The 20223-nt window shown below is 62.0% G+C and carries 18 protein-coding genes; 8 read left to right on the top strand and 10 right to left on the bottom strand.

The window, feature by feature from the left end; translation table 11 throughout:
- Nucleotides 1-6: 6 nt before the first annotated feature.
- The 4 genes from AC1Z36_RS05350 to AC1Z36_RS05335 form a co-directional block, all read right to left on the bottom strand.
- The gene (locus tag AC1Z36_RS05350) at nucleotides 7-2328 is read right to left on the bottom strand and encodes an FdhF/YdeP family oxidoreductase (protein WP_105662043.1); all 2322 of its coding nucleotides are present in this window, start codon (nucleotides 2326-2328) and stop codon (nucleotides 7-9) included.
- Nucleotides 2329-2385: 57 nt separating this feature from the next.
- A complete protein-coding gene (gene fdhD, locus AC1Z36_RS05345; RefSeq protein WP_105662044.1) occupies nucleotides 2386-3213 on the bottom strand; it encodes a formate dehydrogenase accessory sulfurtransferase FdhD in 828 nt (275 codons plus the stop codon).
- 170 nt (nucleotides 3214-3383) lie between these two features.
- Nucleotides 3384-5042, bottom strand: coding sequence for a BCCT family transporter (locus AC1Z36_RS05340; protein ID WP_105656186.1), 1659 nt, complete (start codon nucleotides 5040-5042; stop codon nucleotides 3384-3386).
- 44 nt (nucleotides 5043-5086) lie between these two features.
- Nucleotides 5087-6061, bottom strand: a complete 975-nt coding sequence (locus AC1Z36_RS05335; protein ID WP_105656185.1) for a flavin reductase — start codon at nucleotides 6059-6061, stop codon at nucleotides 5087-5089.
- Between the two features lie 128 nt (nucleotides 6062-6189).
- Here AC1Z36_RS05335 and AC1Z36_RS05330 point away from each other — a divergent pair, with 128 nt between their 5' ends.
- The 7 genes from AC1Z36_RS05330 to AC1Z36_RS05300 are packed head-to-tail and all read left to right on the top strand — an operon-like array spanning nucleotide 6190 to nucleotide 11701.
- On the top strand, nucleotides 6190-6888 hold the full coding sequence (locus AC1Z36_RS05330; protein ID WP_105656184.1) for a GntR family transcriptional regulator: 699 nt from the start codon (nucleotides 6190-6192) through the stop codon (nucleotides 6886-6888).
- A 30-nt stretch (nucleotides 6889-6918) separates the two neighbouring features.
- Nucleotides 6919-7587: an amino acid synthesis family protein gene (locus AC1Z36_RS05325; protein WP_105656183.1), complete on the top strand. Its 669-nt coding sequence runs from the start codon at nucleotides 6919-6921 to the stop codon at nucleotides 7585-7587.
- Nucleotides 7584-8135: an amino acid synthesis family protein gene (locus AC1Z36_RS05320; RefSeq protein ID WP_105656182.1), complete on the top strand. Its 552-nt coding sequence runs from the start codon at nucleotides 7584-7586 to the stop codon at nucleotides 8133-8135. The genes AC1Z36_RS05325 and AC1Z36_RS05320 overlap by 4 nt, the downstream gene beginning before the upstream one ends.
- 34 nt (nucleotides 8136-8169) lie before the next feature.
- A complete protein-coding gene (locus AC1Z36_RS05315) occupies nucleotides 8170-8922 on the top strand; it encodes an alpha/beta fold hydrolase (protein ID WP_105656181.1) in 753 nt (250 codons plus the stop codon).
- Nucleotides 8919-10403, top strand: a complete 1485-nt coding sequence (locus AC1Z36_RS05310) for an aldehyde dehydrogenase (protein WP_105656180.1) — start codon at nucleotides 8919-8921, stop codon at nucleotides 10401-10403. The genes AC1Z36_RS05315 and AC1Z36_RS05310 overlap by 4 nt, the downstream gene beginning before the upstream one ends.
- Before the next feature lie 14 nt (nucleotides 10404-10417).
- The gene (locus tag AC1Z36_RS05305; RefSeq protein ID WP_286134045.1) at nucleotides 10418-10624 is read left to right on the top strand and encodes a tautomerase family protein; all 207 of its coding nucleotides are present in this window, start codon (nucleotides 10418-10420) and stop codon (nucleotides 10622-10624) included.
- A 30-nt stretch (nucleotides 10625-10654) separates the two neighbouring features.
- On the top strand, nucleotides 10655-11701 hold the full coding sequence (locus AC1Z36_RS05300; RefSeq protein ID WP_483561787.1) for an LLM class flavin-dependent oxidoreductase: 1047 nt from the start codon (nucleotides 10655-10657) through the stop codon (nucleotides 11699-11701).
- 68 nt (nucleotides 11702-11769) lie between these two features.
- Here AC1Z36_RS05300 and AC1Z36_RS05295 read toward each other — a convergent pair whose 3' ends face one another.
- On the bottom strand, nucleotides 11770-12555 hold the full coding sequence (locus AC1Z36_RS05295) for a VOC family protein (RefSeq protein ID WP_105656177.1): 786 nt from the start codon (nucleotides 12553-12555) through the stop codon (nucleotides 11770-11772).
- Nucleotides 12556-12746: 191 nt separating this feature from the next.
- On the opposite strand from AC1Z36_RS05295, the gene AC1Z36_RS05290 reads away from it, so the two are divergent.
- Entirely contained in the window at nucleotides 12747-14306 is a 1560-nt protein-coding gene (locus tag AC1Z36_RS05290; protein WP_105656176.1) for a long-chain-fatty-acid--CoA ligase, read from the top strand.
- Nucleotides 14307-14312: 6 nt separating this feature from the next.
- On the opposite strand, the gene AC1Z36_RS05285 is transcribed toward AC1Z36_RS05290, so the two are convergent.
- From AC1Z36_RS05285 to AC1Z36_RS05265, 5 genes are all read right to left on the bottom strand, one after another.
- Nucleotides 14313-15107 carry an enoyl-CoA hydratase/isomerase family protein gene (locus AC1Z36_RS05285; protein ID WP_105656175.1) on the bottom strand — a complete coding sequence of 265 codons (795 nt, stop codon included), beginning with the start codon at nucleotides 15105-15107 and terminating at the stop codon, nucleotides 14313-14315.
- Between the two features lie 212 nt (nucleotides 15108-15319).
- Nucleotides 15320-16309, bottom strand: coding sequence for a galactofuranose ABC transporter, permease protein YjfF (gene yjfF / locus AC1Z36_RS05280; RefSeq protein ID WP_105656174.1), 990 nt, complete (start codon nucleotides 16307-16309; stop codon nucleotides 15320-15322).
- Nucleotides 16306-17328, bottom strand: coding sequence for an ABC transporter permease (locus tag AC1Z36_RS05275; RefSeq protein ID WP_105656173.1), 1023 nt, complete (start codon nucleotides 17326-17328; stop codon nucleotides 16306-16308). The genes yjfF and AC1Z36_RS05275 overlap by 4 nt, the downstream gene beginning before the upstream one ends.
- Nucleotides 17325-18887, bottom strand: coding sequence for a sugar ABC transporter ATP-binding protein (locus AC1Z36_RS05270; protein WP_105656172.1), 1563 nt, complete (start codon nucleotides 18885-18887; stop codon nucleotides 17325-17327). Before AC1Z36_RS05270 ends, AC1Z36_RS05275 begins: the two co-directional genes overlap by 4 nt.
- Before the next feature lie 110 nt (nucleotides 18888-18997).
- Complete coding sequence (locus tag AC1Z36_RS05265) at nucleotides 18998-19987, bottom strand: ABC transporter substrate-binding protein (protein WP_105656171.1); 990 nt, start codon at nucleotides 19985-19987, stop codon at nucleotides 18998-19000.
- Nucleotides 19988-20223 lie beyond the last annotated feature (236 nt).

Here is a 20223-nt window from a genome sequence, read left to right as displayed (position 1 = left end):
CCCAGGTCAGCTATCCAGCGTGCGTCCAGGCTGCTGGGTGTGCTCGACGAAACGCACCATCATCGCCTTGAAACCCGGGGTGTTGGACTCGCGGGCCACCAGATCGCGGTGCACCAGCGCGTTGGCCTCCGGGTAGTAGGCCGCCACGCAGCCCTTGGCCGTCGGATAGGACACCAGGCGGAAGCGGTTCGCGCGGCGCTCGGAGCCGGCGAAGGTGGAAATCACGTCCACCAGGTCCCGGTCGCTGTACCCGGTCTCGGCCAGGTCCTCCGGGTTGATCAGGATGACGCGGCGGCCGTCCTTGATCCCGCGGTAGCGGTCATCGAGCCCGTAGAAGGTGGTGTTGTACTGGTCGTGGCTGCGCATGGTCTGCAGGATCAAGTGGCCCTCGGGAGCCTCCAGCGCTTCGAAGTCCGAGACGGTGAAGCGGCCCTTGCCGATGTCCGTGGCAAAGGAGCGGGTATCGCGCGGCGGATTGGGCAGCACGAAGCCGTTCTTCTCCCGCACCCGGGTGTTGAAGTCCTCGAAGCCGGGCAGCACCTTCTCGATGTGGTCGCGGATCACGTCGTAGTCCTCGGCCATGGCACGCCAGTTGACCGGGTGCCCATCGCCCAGGATGGCCTGGGCCATGCGGGCAACGATGACCGGCTCGGCCAGCAGGTGCTCGGAGACCGGGGTGAGCCGGCCGCGGGTGGACTTGATCACCGACATGGAGTCCTCCACCGAAAGGAACTGCGCACCGGTGGGGTGCTTGTCGTCCTTGTCGGTGCGGCCCAGGGTCGGCAGGATCAGCGAGGTCTTGCCGTGCACCACATGCGAGCGGTTGGGCTTGGTGGAGATGTGCACGGTCAGCTTGGCACGCTGCATGCCCGCCTCCAGCGCTTCGGTGTCCGAATTGGCCAGGGCGAAGTTGCCGCCCATGGAGACGAACACGTCCACTTCGTCCTTCTCGAAGGCATGCAGGGCCTCGGTGGAATCGTAGCCGTGGGCGCGCGGGGATTCGATGCCGAATTCGGCGTCCAGCGCTTCGAGCAGCTGCTCGCCGGGCTTCTCCCAGATGCCCATGGTGCGATCGCCCTGCACATTGGAGTGCCCGCGCACCGGGCAGGCGCCAGCACCTGGCTTGCCGAAGTTGCCCTGCAAAAGCAGCAGGTTGATGATTTCCTTCAGCGTCGGCACCGAGTGCGGCTGCTGGGTCAGGCCCAGCGCCCAGCAGATGATGGTGGCCTTGGACTTGGCCAGCAGCATCGCGATCTCGGTGATCTGGGTGCGGGTCAGTCCGGTGGCCTCCTCGGTAGCTTCCCAGTCCAAGGTGGCGCGCGCGGCCTGGTAGGCCTCGAACCCGTCGGTGACCGCGGCGATGAACTCGTGGTCCACCACGGTGCCCGGATGCTTCTTCTCTTCTTCGAGCAGCAGGTGGCCGAAGGCCTGGAACAGGGCCAGGTCGCCACCGACCTTGATCTGCAGGAAGTCGCTGGAAATCGGGTCGGCCTTGCCCAGCATGCCGCCCACGGTCTGCGGGTCCTTGAACCCGAAGAAGCCTGCCTCCGGCAGCGGGTTCACGGCAACGATGCGGGCGCCGCGCTTGCGCGCATCGGCCAGCGCGGAGAGCATGCGTGGATGGTTGGTGCCGGGGTTCTGGCCCACCACGAAGATCAGGTCCGCATGATCGAAGTCTTCCAATGACACGGTGCCCTTGCCGATGCCGATGGTCGGGTTCAGTGCGCTGCCCGAGGATTCGTGGCACATGTTCGAGCAGTCGGGCAGGTTGTTGGTGCCCAGCGAGCGGGCGAGCAGCTGGTACATGAACGCGGTCTCGTTCGCGGTGCGCCCGGAGGTGTAGAACACGCACTTGTCCGGGGTGGTCGCGTTCACGTGCTCGGCGATGGTCGAGAAGGCCTGCGCCCAACTGATCGGGGAGTAGTGGGTCTCCCCCTCGCGAATGATCATCGGAGCGGTGATCCGGCCCTGCGAGCCCAGCCAGTATTCGGTCTTGTCGCGCAGGTCCTCGATGGAGTGCTGCGCAAACCACTCCGGGGTGACGGTGCGGGCGCTGGCTTCCTCGGCGATGGCCTTGGCGCCGTTCTCGCAGAACTCGGCGGGCTTGCGCTTGCCGGTGATGGATTCAGGCCACGCGCATCCCGGGCAGTCGAAGCCGTCGTGCTGGTTGACGCGCAGCATCGAACGCAGGGTACGCGACGGGCCGGCTTCGGCGAAGCCGCGCTCCATGGATACCATCACGGCCTTCAAGCCGGCGGCGGCGTGCTTGGGTTCGCTGACCTTCAGTTCATCTTCGTTGATGTCCTTTTTGGGTGCCGAACGATGCATGAGACCCTCCTATTGGTAGCGCGGCCGGTACTGATATCCAGCTCACATATTACAAGGCTACGCCCTGATCACCCGATCCGCATGTGTATAAATGTTCACGCTGTGCCTGCGGGAAAAAGCGGCCAGCGTCAGACCCGATTCCTCGGCCAGGTCAGCGGCCAGCGACGAGGGCGCACTGACCGCTGCGAGCACCGGAATTCCAGCCATCGCGGCCTTCTGCACCAGCTCGAAGGAGGCGCGTCCGGAGACCTGCAGGACGGTGTCGCCCAGCGGCAGCAACCCGTCGCGCAGGGCCGCTCCGATGACCTTGTCCACCGCATTATGACGCCCGACGTCTTCGCGCAGGATCAGCAATTCCCCGGCGGTGGAGAACAACCCGGCCGCGTGCACTCCCCCGGTAGCGGAGAACAGCTGCTGCGATTCGCGCAAGGTGTCAGGCATGCCCAGCAGCGTTTCCAGCCCAACCCGCCCCGATTCCGGGGAGGGTGCGAAGGCGGCTTTCTTGCGCACTTCGTCAATGGAGTTGGTGCCGCAGATCCCGCATGCTGAACTGGTGACCACATTGCGGGCAGCCAGGAGATCAGGATGCTTCGCCCCCGCGCCCAGCTGCACCTCGATGACGTTATAGGTCTGGTTGCCTGCTTCATCGGTGCCGGCGCAGTAGCGCAGGGAGGCCAGATGCTCGGGCGCGGAAATGATTCCCTCGCCCACCAGGAATCCGGTGACCATGTCGAAGTCGTCGCCCGGAGTGCGCATGGAGGTGGTGTAGGAGGTATGGCCGAAGCGGATCTCCAGCGGCTCCTCGCCAGCCAGCTTCTCCTCGCGGACGCGGGAGCCCTCCAGCGTTGCCCTGACCACGCGGCGGCGCACGATCTTGCGACCCATTTAAACGCTCCTTGTGCTACATCTTGCGGCTTCCGCCGCTTGCCGCATACTGCTAGAGGACACTCTACGTTTACAGACCCCGGCTCGGCCAACCCCCATGCTGGATTGAGGCAAATCCAAGGCTCCACCGGGGCCGCAATTCGCTGGGCCCAACTATTTCGCGGTGCTGCCTAGCCTGCTTCGTTGCCGTCTCCACTCGGCGCTGCAGCTTCCAGCAAAGGTGCCTGCAGGCGCGTGTCGCAGCGCAGCTCCCTCATAAGCGACATCCCCAGCAGCGTCACAATCACCGTGAACGGCACCGCCGAGAGGATGGCTGCCTGCTGCAGGGCCTCGAGCCCGCCCACCAGCAGCAACACGATCGCGCAGACGCCGGTGAGAAGTCCCCAGACCACTAGGACCGGCCTCTTGGGGTACATATTTCCGCCGGAGGTCAGCGTGCCCAGAACATAGGTATTGGAATCCGCGCCGGTAATGAAGAACAGCACCACGAGAATTACTGTGAATGCCGAGGTCACTTCCGGTATCGGCAGTTCGGCCAGCATCGCGAAGAAGGTGCTGTTGGTGTCTTCCAACGTTGCCTGGCCGATCCCAGAGCTGCCGGTCATCTCCTGGTGGATCGAGGTGCCACCGAAAATGCTGAACCAGATGCTGAAGACCAGAGACGGGACACCCATCACCGCAATAACGAATTCGCGAATGGTCCGGCCCTTGGAAATCCGCGCCAGGAAGATGCCGACGAAGGCGCCCCAGCTCAACCACCAGGCCATCATGAAGTACGTCCACCATTGCATCCACTGCAAGTCTTCGGCTCCAGAGGGAGTCAGCAGCGCCACGGCCGGGAACTCGCCCAGGAACTGCCCCATGGAACGGAAATAGATGTTGGAAATAAATCCGGTGGGACCGGAAACCAGGACGAAAACCCCGATGGCGGCGGCACCGATCATGGTGCCCTGGCTGAGCCATTTGATGCCCTTGCCAACGCCGGAAAGCGCCGAGAGAGTGAATACGATGGTAACGCCTGCAATGATCACGATCTTGACGAACAGATCCGTGGGAATCCCGAACAGGCTGTTCAGCCCCTCGGCGATTTGCGAAGCGCCCAAGCCCAGGGAAGTGGTCGTGCCGAAGAGGGTGGCCAGCACGGTGAACACGTCAATGGTCTTCCCGAGCCATCCGTCCATGGATTTTCCAAGAACTGGCCTGAGCATCACCGAGACGAGTCCCGAGTTGCCCCGGCGGTGCGTCGAGTAGGCAATGGCCAGGCCGAACACGCCGAACAAGGCCCAGGCGTTCGGACCCCAGTCGAAGTACGAGAACTGCAAGGCCAGCACTGCCGCATCCATGCTTTCCGGCTCCGCCCGTCCGTGCGGAGGGACCATGAAGTGGCTCATGGGTTCGGCCGCGCCATAGCTGATCAACCCGATGCCCATCACGGCACCGAGAATCATCGCGATCCAGGCCCATGTGGAGAACTCGGGCCGGTCCGCGTCCTTGCCCAGCCTGATGCCTCCGTAGCGCGAAAAGGCCAGGAACAGCATCAGCACGATGCAGCCGAGAGTCACCAACAGGTAGCTCCAGCCAATGTACTGCGCTGACCAGGTGGATGCCCCGGACATCAGTTCATTGAGCCGGCCCGGTGCAATAGCCGCCCAGAGCACGAACACCACGACCAGCGCCAGCGAAACGAAAAGGACACTGCCCGGACGCTGGAGTTGCTTGTAGACCTGTTTCGATTCGTTCTTGTCCGCGGCCCGGCGCAATTTGCCGCCGGTGAGCGTGGGCCCTCCGCGTGGCCCCTTGCCCTGCTTTTCGTTGGTTTCGGTTTTCATGGCTCTCACACTTCGTTGTATTGGAGGAATCTGCCGACGCCGGGCTATAGCGCGGTCAGTTCGGCGCCGTCGTAGAACCGGCCGGCCTTGTAGACCATCGGCTCAAGCTGGGCGACTTCGGAATGCTTTACCTTGGCGATGAACACGGTATGGGTCTTGGCTTGGAAGCGCTCCTTGATTTCTGCTTCGATGGAAGCGGCCGAGCCATCGATCAGCGGGCTGCCGTTCGGCCCCTGATGCCATTCGAGCTCGGCGAACTTGTCATCACCCTTGGAAGCGAAGGTGCCCACGGTGTCGCGCTGCCCGTTGCTCATGATGTTGATGCCCAGATGGGTGGACTTGAACAGCGATGCATAGGTGCTGGTGGTCTTCTGCACGCACACCAGCACCAGAGGCGGCTCGAGCGAAACTGACACATATGAATTTGCGGCTAGCCCGCGAGGCTTGCCATGTTCATCCATGGTGGTCACGACAGTCACGCCGGTAATGAATTGGCGGTTGAACCCCTTGAGCGCATCGAGATTCGGCACGCCGCTCAAATCGTCCACTACCACGCCATCATCCGTGGACTCGAAGGCGGACTTGAGCGATGGGACCCCCACGTCTTCGAGCAGCTCGCTCTGGTCCCAAGTCACCTGCTCCGAGATGATTTTCCCGTCCTGGACTTCCATCAGGTTGGAACCGCGGGTCTCCACGGTGTTGCCCGTGGCCGGCACACCCTGCAGATCGTTGGTGAACGTTCCGGTGGTGTGCCAGAAAATCGCGATGGACTGCTCCTGCTCATCCACGAGCAGATGGTCGATTTTTGTCACCAGATCAGGGAAGGCCTCCCGCACGGACAAAATCTCTTGCTTCAGCTCTCGGATGGTGGTGACGTTTTTGGATTTCTTGCTGATTCGCCGGAAGTCCGCGTGGAAGATCTCGTCCAGTGCATCGACCTGGCCCCGATCCCATGCCGCTTCCCAGGCGTTGACGAGTGATTCTTTGACAGGCTGGAGTGAATTTACAATTTGTTGCATGCAAGAAATGCTAGCAAAGGTTGTGACGGAGTCAACATGTTTCAGGAAATTCTCTTAAATTTAGCGGATTAAAGGCGATTCCTTGAATTTCTGTTGCATACAAGAGAATCTATGGATAGAGTTCTTGTATGCAAGAGAGTTCAAGCGTGGAATCAAAAACCAGGAGCACCCCGGAGACGCCGTTGCTGGGCCGGCTCCGTCAAATGATCGTCACTGGAGTTGTTCAACCCGGAGACCTATTGGCAGAGACAGCCCTGGCGCAAGACTTCGAGGTCAGCCGTACTCCAATTCGAGAAGCATTGAAGCAGCTGGAGCGCGAGGGCCTAGTTGAGGTGCGTTCGCGGGTTGGAACATTCGTCAGGAAGCCCACCCAGCGCGAAATTCACGAGATGTTTTCCCTGAAGGAGGCCTTCGAGGGACTAGCCGCTGGCCTGCTGGCCAGACGTGGAGCCGTACCTGAATTGGAGCAGCTCAAGGAAAACGTTGCACGCAGCCAACGGGCCGTCGAGCGCGGCGACGCGGAACTCTATTCGCAACTGGTCCATGAATTCCACAGCACGTTGGTTGCCGGGGCTGACAACAGGAAGCTCACCGAGCACTATGACCTGTTGATGAACCAGCTGGCCTACCATCGCATCGTTTCGCAGACCCTGAGCTTGCCCGGGCGCTTGCAGAATTCGAAGGACGAGCACCAGGCAATCATCGACGCCATCAGCTCCAAAGATCCGTTGGCCGCAGAACTTGTGATGCGCAGGCATGTTGCCGCATCAAGCCAGTCGGCGGCCCTGGCCGCAATGAAAGAAGAAGACGAAGAACAACCGGGTTAGCCCCAAAATAGCCATGCAAAGGAATACCAGATGAATTCTCCACTGGCCCAGCCGCCTCAGCTCATTGATTTGAGCACCCGATCAACGCTCGAAGACTACCAGGATTTGGCCCAGGCCATTGGTTTGCGCAAAATCTCGTGCACGGTGGAAGAAGTTCCCCACCACGAATTAGGCAGCATCACCCGCGCGACCGCCACCGCAGTCATCCCCAATCCTTGGCTCGGCACCGGAACGTCGCAAGATTTATCCGAGCGGACCGAGGCCATCGCCCCATTGCTGGCCAAGCTGCTGTCGGATCGCCTGCTCAATGCCCTGGGCGGAGCCGAACAAGTTGAAGCTTTCGGCAAGGCCGCATTGGTTGGCAGCGATGGGGAATTGGAGCATGCCGGAGCGCTGATCCACACCCCGTTCTTCGGCAACCTGCTGCGCGAAGCCCTCGGCGGCACCTCGATCATCTGCTTTGTCGACGGTCGCGGCGTTCCTGGTGAATCCCTGCGAGTACCGATGTGGCATAAGACCGCAGCTGCCACCCGAACCCACTACCAGACCCTGGAGCTGTCCTTGCCCGATGCCCCGCATGCTGGCGAGATCGCGGTCATTGCCGCGGCATCAAGCGGCCCCCGGCCACATGCACGCATCGGCGATCGAACCACCGACCGAACGGTCACTTCCGAAATACTGAAGGGAATACAACTATGAACTACCGCAAACTGGTAACCATCGTCGAGGAAATTGCCACAGAGGGCGGACGCCCGGTGGATCCGGTAGCCCGCGTGGTCATTGTCGCCGCCGTATTCGACAACCCGTGGGCAGGGCAAGGATTCGTCGAGGACTTGAACCCGGGAATCGACTCGGCAGCCTCGGACCTCGGAGCGCTGCTGGCACCGCGGGTCATCGAAGCGCTGGGCGCCCCGCTCCAGGCCTATGGCAAGGCTGCAATCGTCGGCCTTGACGGTGAAGTCGAGCACGGCTCGGCCCTGATCCACACCCTGAAATTCGGCAACCACTTCCGCGACGCAGCCAAGGCCACCACCTTGCTGCCGGCCGTGGAAAAGCGCGGACAGGCCGGAGTGCAGTTCGACATCCCGCTCAAGCATTTCACCGATGCCACGATCCGCTCGCACCACCAGAGCGTCGAGGCCAGGATCGCCGATGCTCCGCATCCTGGCGAAATCCTGATCGCCCTGGCCGGCGCAACCCGTGGCCGGCCGCAGGAACGCCTGGCCCCGCTGTCCACCGAACAGTAGCAGAGCGCATCAGCCGGAACGGAGCGAAGCACGCATGACAAGCACGAAGCAGCCATTGGTTGTCCTCCTGCATGGAGTCGGATTGGACCGGGCCATGTGGAAGCCGCTGCGCGAGCAGCTGGCGCACGAATCAGTGGCCCTGGACCTGCCTGGGCACGGGTTACGCCCGCCCCTGCGCAGCGAGCAGAATCTGGCGAGCTTGGCCGCCGATGTGCTCGAACGCCTTGAAACTCGCGAGCCTGTGCATCTTGTGGGATTCTCGCTCGGTGCCTTGGTTGCCCAGTACCTTGCGCGCTTCGCTCCCGGGCGCGTGCTGACCTTGTCTGCGGTGAACTCCGTATGCCGGCGCACCGCCGAAGAGTCGGCCGCGGTGGAAGAGCGCCTGGCTACCGCCGGCACGAACTTCTCCCAGGGAGTGGACCGCGCCATCGAACGCTGGTTCCCGGCCGCGGCCACCACGGTGGACGCGCAGCTCATCGAGGCTACGCGCCAAACTATGGCGGGCAACGATCTCGAATCCTATCTGCACGCCTACGCGGTTTTTGCCCGCGGTGACCAGGAGATTGCCGGCGAACTCGATGCGATCAAGCAGCCGACACTGGCCATCACCGGCGAGCTGGATCCCGGATCGACCCCGCAGATGTCCCGCCGGTTGGTTGCCGCCGTGCCTCATGGGCGGCTGCGCATCATCCCCGGAGCACGGCACATGCTTCCGGTCGAGAATCCGCGAGCTTTGGCCGCGGAATTAAACAGTTTTTTCAGCGATAACGAAGGGAAACAGGCATGAGCGAGCGTTACATGCATTTCATCAACGGCGAGCACATTGCTCCCAGCGAAGACCGTTTCTTCACCAGCACCAACCCGGCGACCCTCGATGAGCTTTACGAGGCCGCGCGTGGCAATGCCGAAGACGTGGATCGCGCAGTCAAGGCCGCCCACGAGGCATTCTCCGCACCCTCGTGGAGCACCCTGAGCGCTACCGCCCGCGGGCATCTGCTGCGCCGCCTGGGCGATCTGATCGGCGAGAACGCCGAGAAGCTGGCCCGCTTCGAATCCCTGGACAATGGCAAGCTGCTGCGCGAAATGCGCGGCCAGCTGGCCACCCTGCCCGAGTACCTCTACTACTATGCGGGACTGGCTGACAAGGTGCAGGGCGCCCAGATCCCGAGCATGAACCCGGCGATCTTGAACTACACCCAGCGCGAAGCATTGGGCGTGGTCGGAGCCATTACCCCCTGGAACTCGCCGCTAACGCTGACCACCTCGAAAATCGCCCCGGCGCTGGCTGCTGGCAATACCGTGGTAATCAAGCCGAGCGAGTACACCTCGCGGACCGTGCTGCTGCTGGCAGAGCTGGCAGACCAGGCCGGATTCCCTCCGGGCGTCATCAACGTTGTCACCGGCTTTGGAGCCGAGGCCGGCGCCGCGCTGGTCAGCCACCCGCTGCTGGCCAAGATCTCCTTCACCGGTTCCACTGCCACCGGCTCGAAAATCGCCGCCGAGGCCGCCAGCCGCTTCATCGGCTGCACCCTGGAACTGGGCGGCAAGAGCCCGAACATCGTCTTCGATGACGCCAACGTCGCCAATGCGGCCATGGGCGTGGTGGCCGGAATCTACGCCGCGGCCGGCCAGACCTGCATTGCCGGCAGCCGGGTCTTCGCCCACAGGTCTGTCTACGACGAGCTGCTGGAACGGGTTACCGAACGTGCCAAGTCCATTGTCATCGGAGATCCGCTCTCCGATGCCACCGAGCTAGGCCCGCTGGCGTTCGCCGACCAATTGGAAAAGGTCGCTTCCTATGTGAAGATCGGCGCAGACGAGGGCGCCAAAGTACTGGCCGGCGGCACCCGCCCCGAAGGCCTGGACCTGCCGGGCTACTATTTCTCCCCCACCGTGCTCACCGACGTCAATAACGACATGCGCGTGGTCCGCGAGGAGATCTTCGGCCCGGTGGCTGCGATCATGCCCTTCGAGCACGAAGACGAGCTGCTGTCCATGGCCAATGACACCGAGTACGGGCTGGCCGCCGGCGTGTGGACGCAGAACCTTGCCCGCGCCCATCGCATGGCCCGGAGGCTGGAGGCCGGCACGATCTGGGTGAACACCTACCGCGCGATGTCCCCGATGTCCCCTCGCCAAGGCTTCAAGAACTCGGGCGTTGGCATCGAGCACGGCCTGGAATCCATGAACGAATACACCCGCCTCAAGAGCGTATGGATCAACACCGACGAGTCCCCCGTCGCAGATCCGTTTGTGATGCGCGGCTAAGGAAAGGGAACCCCATGCCACTGATCGATGTATCCATTGCCAAGGGCCGCAGCCCCCGGCAGCTGCGCGCCCTGATCGACGCCTTGCACCGGGCCGCCGAAGAAACCGTTGATGCGGCCCCCGAGAACATCACAGTCATCGTGCGCGAAGTCGACCATGAACATTGGTCCCGGACCAACCAAACCATCGCCGAACGCAACCGCACCCAGGCAACTGCCTAAGGGCAGCAGAGCAACGAAAGAAGGACAGATATGCGCTTTTCACTGTTCATCCACATGGAACGCTATGACGACTCGATCAGCCACGCACAGCATTTCGAGAACCTCGTCGAACTGACTCAAATGGCCGAAGCCGGTGGCTTCTCCACAGTCTGGATCGGCGCACACCACTCGATGGAATACACCGTCTCCCCGAACCCGATCCCGCAGCTTGCTTACCTCGCGGCTCGGACCTCCACGATCCGGCTCGGAGCCGGCACCATCATCGCACCATTCTGGAACCCGATCCGAGCAGCCGGCGAACTCGCGCTGCTCGATGTCATCAGCAATGGCCGTGCCGAATTAGGCGTGGCACGCGGTGCCTACCAATTCGAATTCGATCGCATGACCGATGGCATGAAGGCCACCGACGGCGGAGCCTCCATGCAGGAGCTCATCCCGGCAGTCAAGAAGCTTTGGGAGGGCGATTACGCCCACGACGGAGAAGTCTGGCAGTTCCCGACGTCCACTTCGGTGCCCAAGCCCGCGCAAAAGCAGATCCCTGTCTGGGTTGCCGCCCGCAGCCCCGAGTCACACGAGTACGCTGTGGCCAACGGGTGCCACGTCATGGTGACCCCGCTGATGAAGGGCGACGAAGAAGTCGAATCATTGGTCCAGAAGTACGAAGCCGCCATTGCCGCCCACCCGGAGGTGCAACAGCGCCCCGACATCATGGTGCTTCGCCACACCTATCTGCACTCCGCCAACGAGCCAGAGGCCTGGCGCCCGGCCGCCGAAGGCATCAACAAGTTCTACCGCACCTTCGATGCGGTCTTCGGCAACAAGGCGGAGCCGGTCAACGGCTTCATCGATCCCAGCCCGGAGGAGAAGTTCTCCGAACGCGAGGAATTCACCCCTGAGTCCCTGCACCGCACCGCAATGATCGGCACACCGGACGTGGTTGTTGAGCGACTGCGCCACTACGAAGATCTGGGCGTCAGCGAATACAGCTTCTGGAGCGACAACGCCCTGAGCCACGAGGAAAAGAAACGCTCGCTGAAGTTGTTCATTGACGAAGTTGTGCCGAATTTCGTGAAGTAGGCTGCGAAGAACCAGCCCGAACCGAGGCCGCCGTGCATCCGATTTTTCGGTGCCGGCGGCCTTTGCCATCAGGCTTCAGATTCCTGTTTGCGCGACGGGGCGATGATCGCGAACTCTGCGCCGGTGACGTCGCTGAGCACGGCCATGCGGCCGAAGTAGGAATCATGGGGCTCATGGATGATCGTGCCGCCGAGCTTCTCGGCGAGCGCCACGGTCTGTTCGGCATCCGCCACCGCGAAGTAGGCGCGCCAACCGGCCTTGGAATCCGGATAGCTGGAGATGTCGAAGATTCCGGCCACCGCCTCGGAACCTTGGCCGTAGGTGTGGTAGCGGAATTCGTCCGTGTCCGAGACCGGGGACAGGCACCAGCCCAGTGCTACACGGTAGAAGCGGGCCACCGCCTCGAAGTGCCTGGTGTGCAGCTCGTTCCAGATGCGGGTGCCCGGTGCGCGGCTGGCGGTTGTGTCTGCTGATTGGAATGCCTGGAAGAGTCCAACGCCGGTTCCCGCTGGGTCCCCGATGATGGCCATGGTTCCCTGGCCGGGAATGTCGATGGGCTTGAGATAGACCTTGCCGCCGTGCATCTTGGTGGCATAGGCGGCGGCGTGCACATCGGTCACATTCAGGTAGGTGGTCCAGGCATCTTGCACCTCGGAATCCGGGTCATTGGCAATGAAGCCGGTGGCCATTTCCCCGTTGAGGTAGACCTCGGCATATCCCTCGTCGCGGGTTTCCTCGTCATGGCGGACTTCCCAACCGAAAAGCTGCCCGTAGAACTGCGTGGAGCCCTCCATGTCGCTGGTGAGCAAATCGACCCAGCACGGCTCGGCTCGAGGATCCTTTGGTGCCGGCATCGCTTCCCCATTCCACAATTCATCCAGCTCGTTTGGGCTGAGTCTATGTCCTTTTTACCCAGATCAGCAACGGAAATTTTCCATTGTTCAAGATATTTCGAAACTCAATACCTCGTACTGAACCGCAGTTCCAATATGGTTTAATGTGACACAACACACAATGCACTGCTGGGCGACCCGAGGAGTTCACCATGAGCGTTTCCACATCCAATCTCACTGTTTCAGTGGCGGCCATCCTCGCAGAAGGGGCTGCCCGCTACGGCGAGCTGAACGCCATCACCGTCGATGGCCGCAGCACCACCTATGAGCAGCTGTGGGAGCAGGCCCGGCAATACGCCGGAGCTCTGCAAGCCCAAGGCATCGAGGCGGGCGACCGGGTGGCCTTGCTCATTCCCAACGTCACGGACTTCGCCCGCGCCTACTACGCGGTTCTGGCCCTGGGCGCCGTAGCGGTACCGGTCCACGCGCTGCTCAAGGCGCGCGAGATCTCCTACATCCTGGAGGATTCCGAAGCCAAGCTGATGATCTGCGCCGCACCCCTGCTCGCAGAAGGAGCAGCGGGGGCCGCCGCTTCCGGGGTGCCGGTGCTCAGCGTGCTGGCTCCGGAGGAATCGGGCGCCATCCGGTTGGAAGACCTGGCCCGGCACGCCGCGCCGATTGGCACCTACCTGCCGCGCCGCCCCGAAGACCTGGCCACGATCCTGTACACCTCGGGCACCACCGGCAAGCCCAAGGGGGCGCTGGGCACGCATCTGGCGTTGATCGAGCAGACCCACACCACGTTGCTGAACACCATGGAATTGCGCCGCGGCGACAAGCTCTTCGGCGGGTTGCCGCTGTTCCACACCTTCGGCCAGACCTGCGTGCTCAATACCGGGCTGCGGGTGGGGGCCGAGGTCATGCTGTTACCCAAATTCACCGCCGAAGGGGCCCTGGAACTGTTGCTGGAGGCTGGCATCGACGTCTTCTTCGGGGTGCCCACGATGTATGTGGCCCTGCTCGAAGCGGGCAAGCAGCGCGAAGGGATGCCGGAAAAACTGCGCTACGCCATTTCCGGAGGGGCCTCGCTTCCGGTATCCATCCTCACCGCCTTCGAGCAGCGCTTCGGCGCGCGGATCCACGAGGGCTACGGGCTGACCGAGACCTCTCCGGTGGCTTGCTTCAACCATGTGGGCGTCGACCCGCGGCCCGGAACCGTGGGCACCCCGGTCTGGGGCGTGGATGTGGAAATCGCCGATCCTGCCTGCCCCGATGAAATCCGGCTGCTGCCGCGCGGGGAGCTGGGCGAGCTGGTGGTGCGCGGGCACAACTTGTTCTCCGGCTACCTGAACCGGCCCGAGGCCACGGCCGAAGCGGTGGTTGATGGCTGGTTCCGCACCGGGGATCTGGGGACCAAGGACGAGGATGGCTACCTGCGCATCCTGGACCGGACCAAGGACATGATCCTGCGCAACGGCTACAACGTGTACCCGCGCGAAATCGAAGAGGTACTGGTTTCCCATCCGGAGATTTCCAATGCCGCCGTGTACGGGGTGCCGCACGAAACCCACGGACAGGAGATTGCCGCATCGGTGACCTTGGAGGCCGGCTCCACGCTGGGCGCGCAGGAGCTGGTGGCGTGGGCCAGCAAGCAGATGGCCGCGTACAAGTATCCGCGGCTGATCGAGATCGTCCAGGAATTCCCGCTGGGTCCCAGCGGGAAGATCCTCAAGCGCGAACTGGTTGCGCAGTTCACTGCCGAGCAGGACTAGCGAACACTACTGGGGCCGTCCACCGTAATCCGGTGTGCGGCGCGAGCAGAACGCGGATCTGCCTTCGGCCAGGTCCGCGTTCGCCCCGTTCTCTTCCCACATCGCTTCCCACCAGCCCTCGGTGGCTTCTCCCTGGCGCACCAAGTTGATGGCCTCATTGGTGCGCGCAATGGAATATGGCGAGTTCGCGGACAGCTTGCCCAGCAGTGCGGCCAGCTCTTCTTCGAGCTGCCCATGGGCAATCACGCGGGTGAACATGCCCCAGCGTTCCGCCTCGGCAATGGAAATCTCCGCGCCGGAAAACAGCAGGTACTTGGCCCGGTGCTCCCCCACGGTACGCACCAGCCGTTCGATGCCCGGCCGCGGGAAAACCAGCCCGATTCTTGCTGGGGTGATCGCGAGTCGCACGTTATCCGAGGCCAACTGGATATCGCAGGCCGAGGCCAGCTGCCAGGCCCCGCCAAAGCAATGGCCTTCCACCACCGCGATGGTGGTTTTCGGGCAGCCCACGATGATCTTGTCGAGCAGGTCGAAATGGTTGATCAGCTCCCCGTCGGCGTCCCGGTCGAAGAGCACCTGGTCCATCTCGTCGATGGCAATTCCAGCGCAGAAGTTCCCTTCCGCGCCGCGAACCACAATGGAACTGACCTCGTCGTCGGTCGAAAGGCCGGCAAAGGCGCCCACCAGCTGCAGGCACATGTCCTTGGTGAGCGCGTTGAGTTGGCCCGGGTTATCCAGCAGCACCACGGCAGTGGACCCGGCTATTTCTACGCTGACCCGTGCTTCATTGTCCTTGCCCATCAGGTTCCTCCCAGTCGCGTGCAAGCCGCAGAAGTTTTAGAGGCAATAGCAATGCCCCCACTTCGCAATCTATCGCGAAATGGGGGCAAGCTGTTGTCCAGGCTGGAAATTATTACTTCCCGGTTCGTTGTACGCGAATTGGAGCTAGGTGGCTGGATACGACCCAGGGCCCGGTACGCTAATACCGGGCCCTGGGCCCTTCCCTTCCGGGCTTAATTTCGCCGCAAGGTAAGAATTCGTTGCAAGACCACGAAGATCAGCAGCAATCCGCCGATCACGATCTTGGTCCACCAGGAACTCAAGGTTCCCTCGAAGGTGATGATGGTTTGGATCAGTCCGAGCACCATCACGCCAACCACCGAGCCGAGAATGAAGCCCATGCCGCCGACAAGCAGGGTTCCACCGATAACCACTGCGGCGATCGCGTCGAGCTCCATGCCCACACCGGTCAGCGCATAGCCCGAGCGCGAGAACATGGCGAAGAGGATTCCGCCCAGCGCCGCACAGGTGCCGGAGATGACGTAGACAACCACCTTGGTGCGTGCCACACGCAATCCCATCAGGGTGGCTGATTGCTCGCCGCCGCCCACCGCGTAAACGGTGCGGCCGAAACGGGTGCGGTGCAGCACCCACCAGGACCCGGCAATCACCAGCACGGCGATGACCACGGCCGCGGTCAACCGCCAGCGCCCCGCAGAAACACCCCAGCTCGACAGGGCGACAAAACCCTCATCGCGGATCGGCACGGATTCCGGGGCGAAGATGAAGCACAGGCCGCGGGCCAAGAACATGCCGGCCAAGGTAGCCACGAAGGGCTGCACCTCGAAGTACTGGATCATCACTCCCATGCCCAGGCCGATGATCGACCCGCTGAGAATCGCGATAGGCAGCACCAGGGACAACGGGATCCCGGCATTGAGCATGGTTGCGGTGATGACCGAGGACAGGGCCAGCACCGCACCGACCGACAGGTCGATGCCGCCGGTGAGAATCACGAACGTCATTCCTGCTGCCAGCACGATCAAGTGGGCATTGTTGATGAACAGGTTGGATAGTACAGCGGGCGAAAGGAAATTCTCGTAGCGCACTCCGCCGATGACGAGCATCAGCCCGAAGACGACCACAGTGCCCAGAACCGGCAGGTAGCGCCGGTCCACATTCAATTTGGATACGGACTTGCGCGGAACACTGAGGATGCTCATGCTCCCACCTCCTGGTAGCGGCGGCGTTCGCGCAAGGAACCGAGCATGGCGCGCAGCCGGGTTGACATCATCAAGGTCACGGCAATGACCACGATGGCTTTGAATAGCGAAGTGACCAGCGGTGAAACGCCCAGAACGGTCACAGCCAGGCTCAGGGTGGTAATGATCAGCACGCCAATCATGGTGCCCGCGAGGTTGAACTTGCCGCCGGCCAGGGACGTGCCGCCGATAACCACGGCGAGAATGGCATCCAGCTCTATGAACAGTCCCGCATTGTTGGCATCAGCGGCCATGGTGTTGCCGGCGAAGATCAGTCCGGCCAGGCCCGATAGCAGGCCGCACAACACATAGACGGTGAATACCAGAGTTCTTGATTTCACCCCTGAAAGCCGGCTGGCTTCCGGGTTGATGCCTACCGCTTCGAGCAGCATGCCCAGCGCAGTACGCCGTACCACGAGGGCCACCACCGCAAACACGCCGTAAGCGATGATCGCGGCCACCGGCAGGCCCAGCACATAGCCCGAGGCCAGTTTGCTGAAAGGTGCGCTATTGACCGTGGTGATCTGGCCGTTGGTAATCAGCATGGCCACACCGCGGCCGGCAGTCATCAGGATCAGCGTGGCGACGATCGGCTGGATGCCGAAGTTCGCCACCAGCACGCCGTTGAATGCGCCGAGGATCAGGCACAGCCCCAAGGCCACGATGACGGCGCCGACGGCTGTACCTGCGGATCCCGGATTGGCCGAGCTGGCGATGAATGTCAGCGCCACGGCTCCGGAGATCGCGACGGTGGCACCCACCGACAGGTCGATGCCGCGGGTGGCGATCACCAGAGTCATGCCCACGGCAACCAGCAGCAGCGGCGAGCTATTGCGCAGGATGTCTATGGGGGCACCGAACAGGTGCCCGTCCAGCACGCTGATGCCCAGGATGTCCGGGCGCTTGATGGTGCAGGCTAGCAGCAGCGCGAGCAGCGCAATCGCTGGCCAAAACAGGCGATGCTTGTAAATACGGGTCATTTGTTTTCTTCCCCGGTGGCGATGATTTCGATCAGGCGTGGCACATCCACATCTGGAGTGCTTGGAATTTCGGCAACCTTGGCGTGATCGCGCATCACAACGATGCGATCCGAGAGGCGCAGGACTTCTTCTAGCTCAGCGGAGATGAAGACCACCGACATGCCCTGTTCAGCTAGTTCGGAGACCAGGTTCATGATTTCGGTCTTCGCGCCGATGTCGATTCCGCGGGTGGGCTCATCGAGGAGCAACAGCTTCGGAGCGGTGGCGAGCCAGCGGGCCAGCAGAACTTTCTGCTGATTCCCGCCCGAGAGGTTCTTGAGCAGGGCGTTCGGATTGGCCGGACGGACGCCCAGTGCCTTGATATAGGCGTCCACGATTTGGGTGGCTTTGGTCTTGGGCAGCGGGCGGATCCATCCGCGCGCTGCCTGCAGGCCGAGGATGATGTTCTCGGCCACGGTCAGCTCCCCCACAACCCCTTCACCCTTGCGGTCTTCGGATGTGTAGGCGATTTTGCGGCCCAGGGCCTGCCGGGGAGTTCGCAGCTTCACCGGTTTCCCGCCCAGCTTGATCACCCCGTCATCTGCCTTGTCCGCTCCGTAAAACAGGCGCGCGAGTTCGGTACGGCCTGAGCCCAGCAGGCCGGCCAAGCCGATGACTTCCCCGGGATAGAGGTCCAGATCGAAAGGCTGCACCGCTCCCTTGCGCCCGAGTCCCACTGCCTGCAGCAACGGTTCGGCGTCGGCCGCGCGTTCGGTTGCGGCGGTGCGTTCATTGGCGCCGCCCACTTGGGCATCGGAGGTGCCAGCGATCATCAGCGAGACCAGTTCACGTTGCGGCAGCTGGTCCTTCTCTCGTTCTTCCACCAATTGCCCGTTGCGCAGCACGGTAATGCGGTCGGCAATGGCGTAGATCTGGTCCAGGAAGTGCGACACGAAGAGGATCGCCACACCATCATCACGCAACTTCCGCATGACCTCGAAGAGCTGGGCCACCTCGTCGGTATCCAGGCTCGAGGTCGGTTCATCGAGAATCAGCACCTTGGCGTCGACCACCATGGCGCGGCTGATGGCCACCAGCTGCTGGACGGCCAATGAATGGGACCCCAGCGAGCTGGCCGGGTCTATCTTCAGCCCCATCCGCTCCAGATAGGTTTGGGCCTGGCGCCGCATGGTTCGCCAGTCAAGACCACCGAAACGGCGAGGCTCGCTGCCGAGCATGATGTTTTCGGCCACGGTGAGATTGGTGCAGAGATTCACCTCTTGGTACACCGTAGAGATGCCGCGTTCGCGGGCATCGGCGGGGCCTGTGAAGCGGGTGTCGTTGCCGTTAACCGTGATGGTTCCGGAAGCGATCGGATTCACTCCAGTCAGAGCCTTGATCAGGGTAGACTTTCCAGCGCCGTTCTCCCCCATCAGGGCGTGGACTTCACCGGGAAAAAGCCGGAAGCCAACGTTGTCCAATGCTTTGACCCCGGGGAACTCCACGGAAATTCCAGCCATTTGAACGATGGGCTTCGTTGTAGGAGAATGCTGCACGGTGATTTCCTCAGTCCGTGACATGGGTGTTGAATCAATCATTAACTTGCCTCTGCGAGTTGCTTGTCCTGCCACCTGGTGGTGAACCGGCGGGCCAGCTTGTGGCCCGCCGGTTCGTGCTCTTGCCTGCGTTTCTAGTAGGTGCGATCGGCCAGGACCTCGGCCGCTTCATCCTGGGTGAAGGCGGCGTCTTCAACGACGATGCGCTTCTCCACAGATTCGCCGGCTACAACCTTCTTGGCGATTTCTGCCAAATCCTCGCCCAGCAGCGGGTTGCATTCGACGATGTAGTTGATCTTGCCGTCAACCAATGCCTGCATGCCGTCCTTGACCGCGTCAATGGTGACAATCTTGATGTCCTCGCCTGGCTTCTTGCCTGCTGCCTCGATGGCTTCAATGGCGCCCAAGCCCATGTCATCGTTATGGGCGAAGACCAGATCGATATCGTCATGGGAGTTCAAGAAACCTTCCATGACCTGCTTGCCGCCTGCACGGGTGAAGTCACCGGTCTGCGAGTCGATAATCTCGATGTCCGTGCCCTCAATGGCCTTTCCGAAGCCTTCCTTGCGGTCGATGGCCGGTGCTGAGCCGGTAGTTCCCTGCAGTTCGACAACCTTCAGGTCCTTGTCCAGATTCTCTACAACCCAATCCCCGGCCCGCTGTCCTTCTTCAATGAAGTCGGAGCCGATGAACGAGGCAAAGAGCGTGTCATCGGTGGTGTCAACGGCGCGGTCCGTGAGGATCACCGGGATATTGGCGCTCTTGGCTTCTTGCAGCACAGCATCCCAGCCCGTTTCTACCACTGGGGAAAACGCCAGGACGTCAACGCCCTGCGCGATGTACGAACGCAGAGCCTGGATCTGGTTCTCCTGCTTCTGCTGGGCATCAGAGAAGCTGAGCTTGAAGCCGTTTTCTTCGGTCAGGGTGTCTTGGATGTCCTTGGTATTCGCCGCGCGCCACCCGGACTCGGCGCCAACCTGCGAGAAACCGATGGTAATGGTCTCAGAACCGGATCCTCCGCCTTCGCTGCCACTGGAATCCGAGCCGGCGCATGCGCTCATGGCTGCCATAGCTGCGATGCTGAGCGTTGCCAAGCCAGTGCGCAAAAAGGTCTGTCGTTTCATCGTGAGTTCCTCCTCGTAGGTCCCCGCCGGATAATGGTGGAGTGAATGGTCTCCGGCACCAGAACAATGTGTCGATGGTCACAATGTTAGCGCTAACAATTTAGGGTGTGAAGAGCCTTCCGGCTTTTGATTTCTTTTTCCATTGCCAACGGGCGACGCTTTTCAATCTAAATCGATATCCGACTAGGTAAAAAGGAATCAATGAGAGAAGGGAAATTATCCGGATTTAATCAATT

The sequence above is a fragment of the Glutamicibacter sp. BS14 genome, assembly GCF_056934375.1.
The sequence above is the reverse complement of the archived record's forward strand: the minus strand, read 5'-3'. Positions and strand labels throughout refer to the sequence as shown.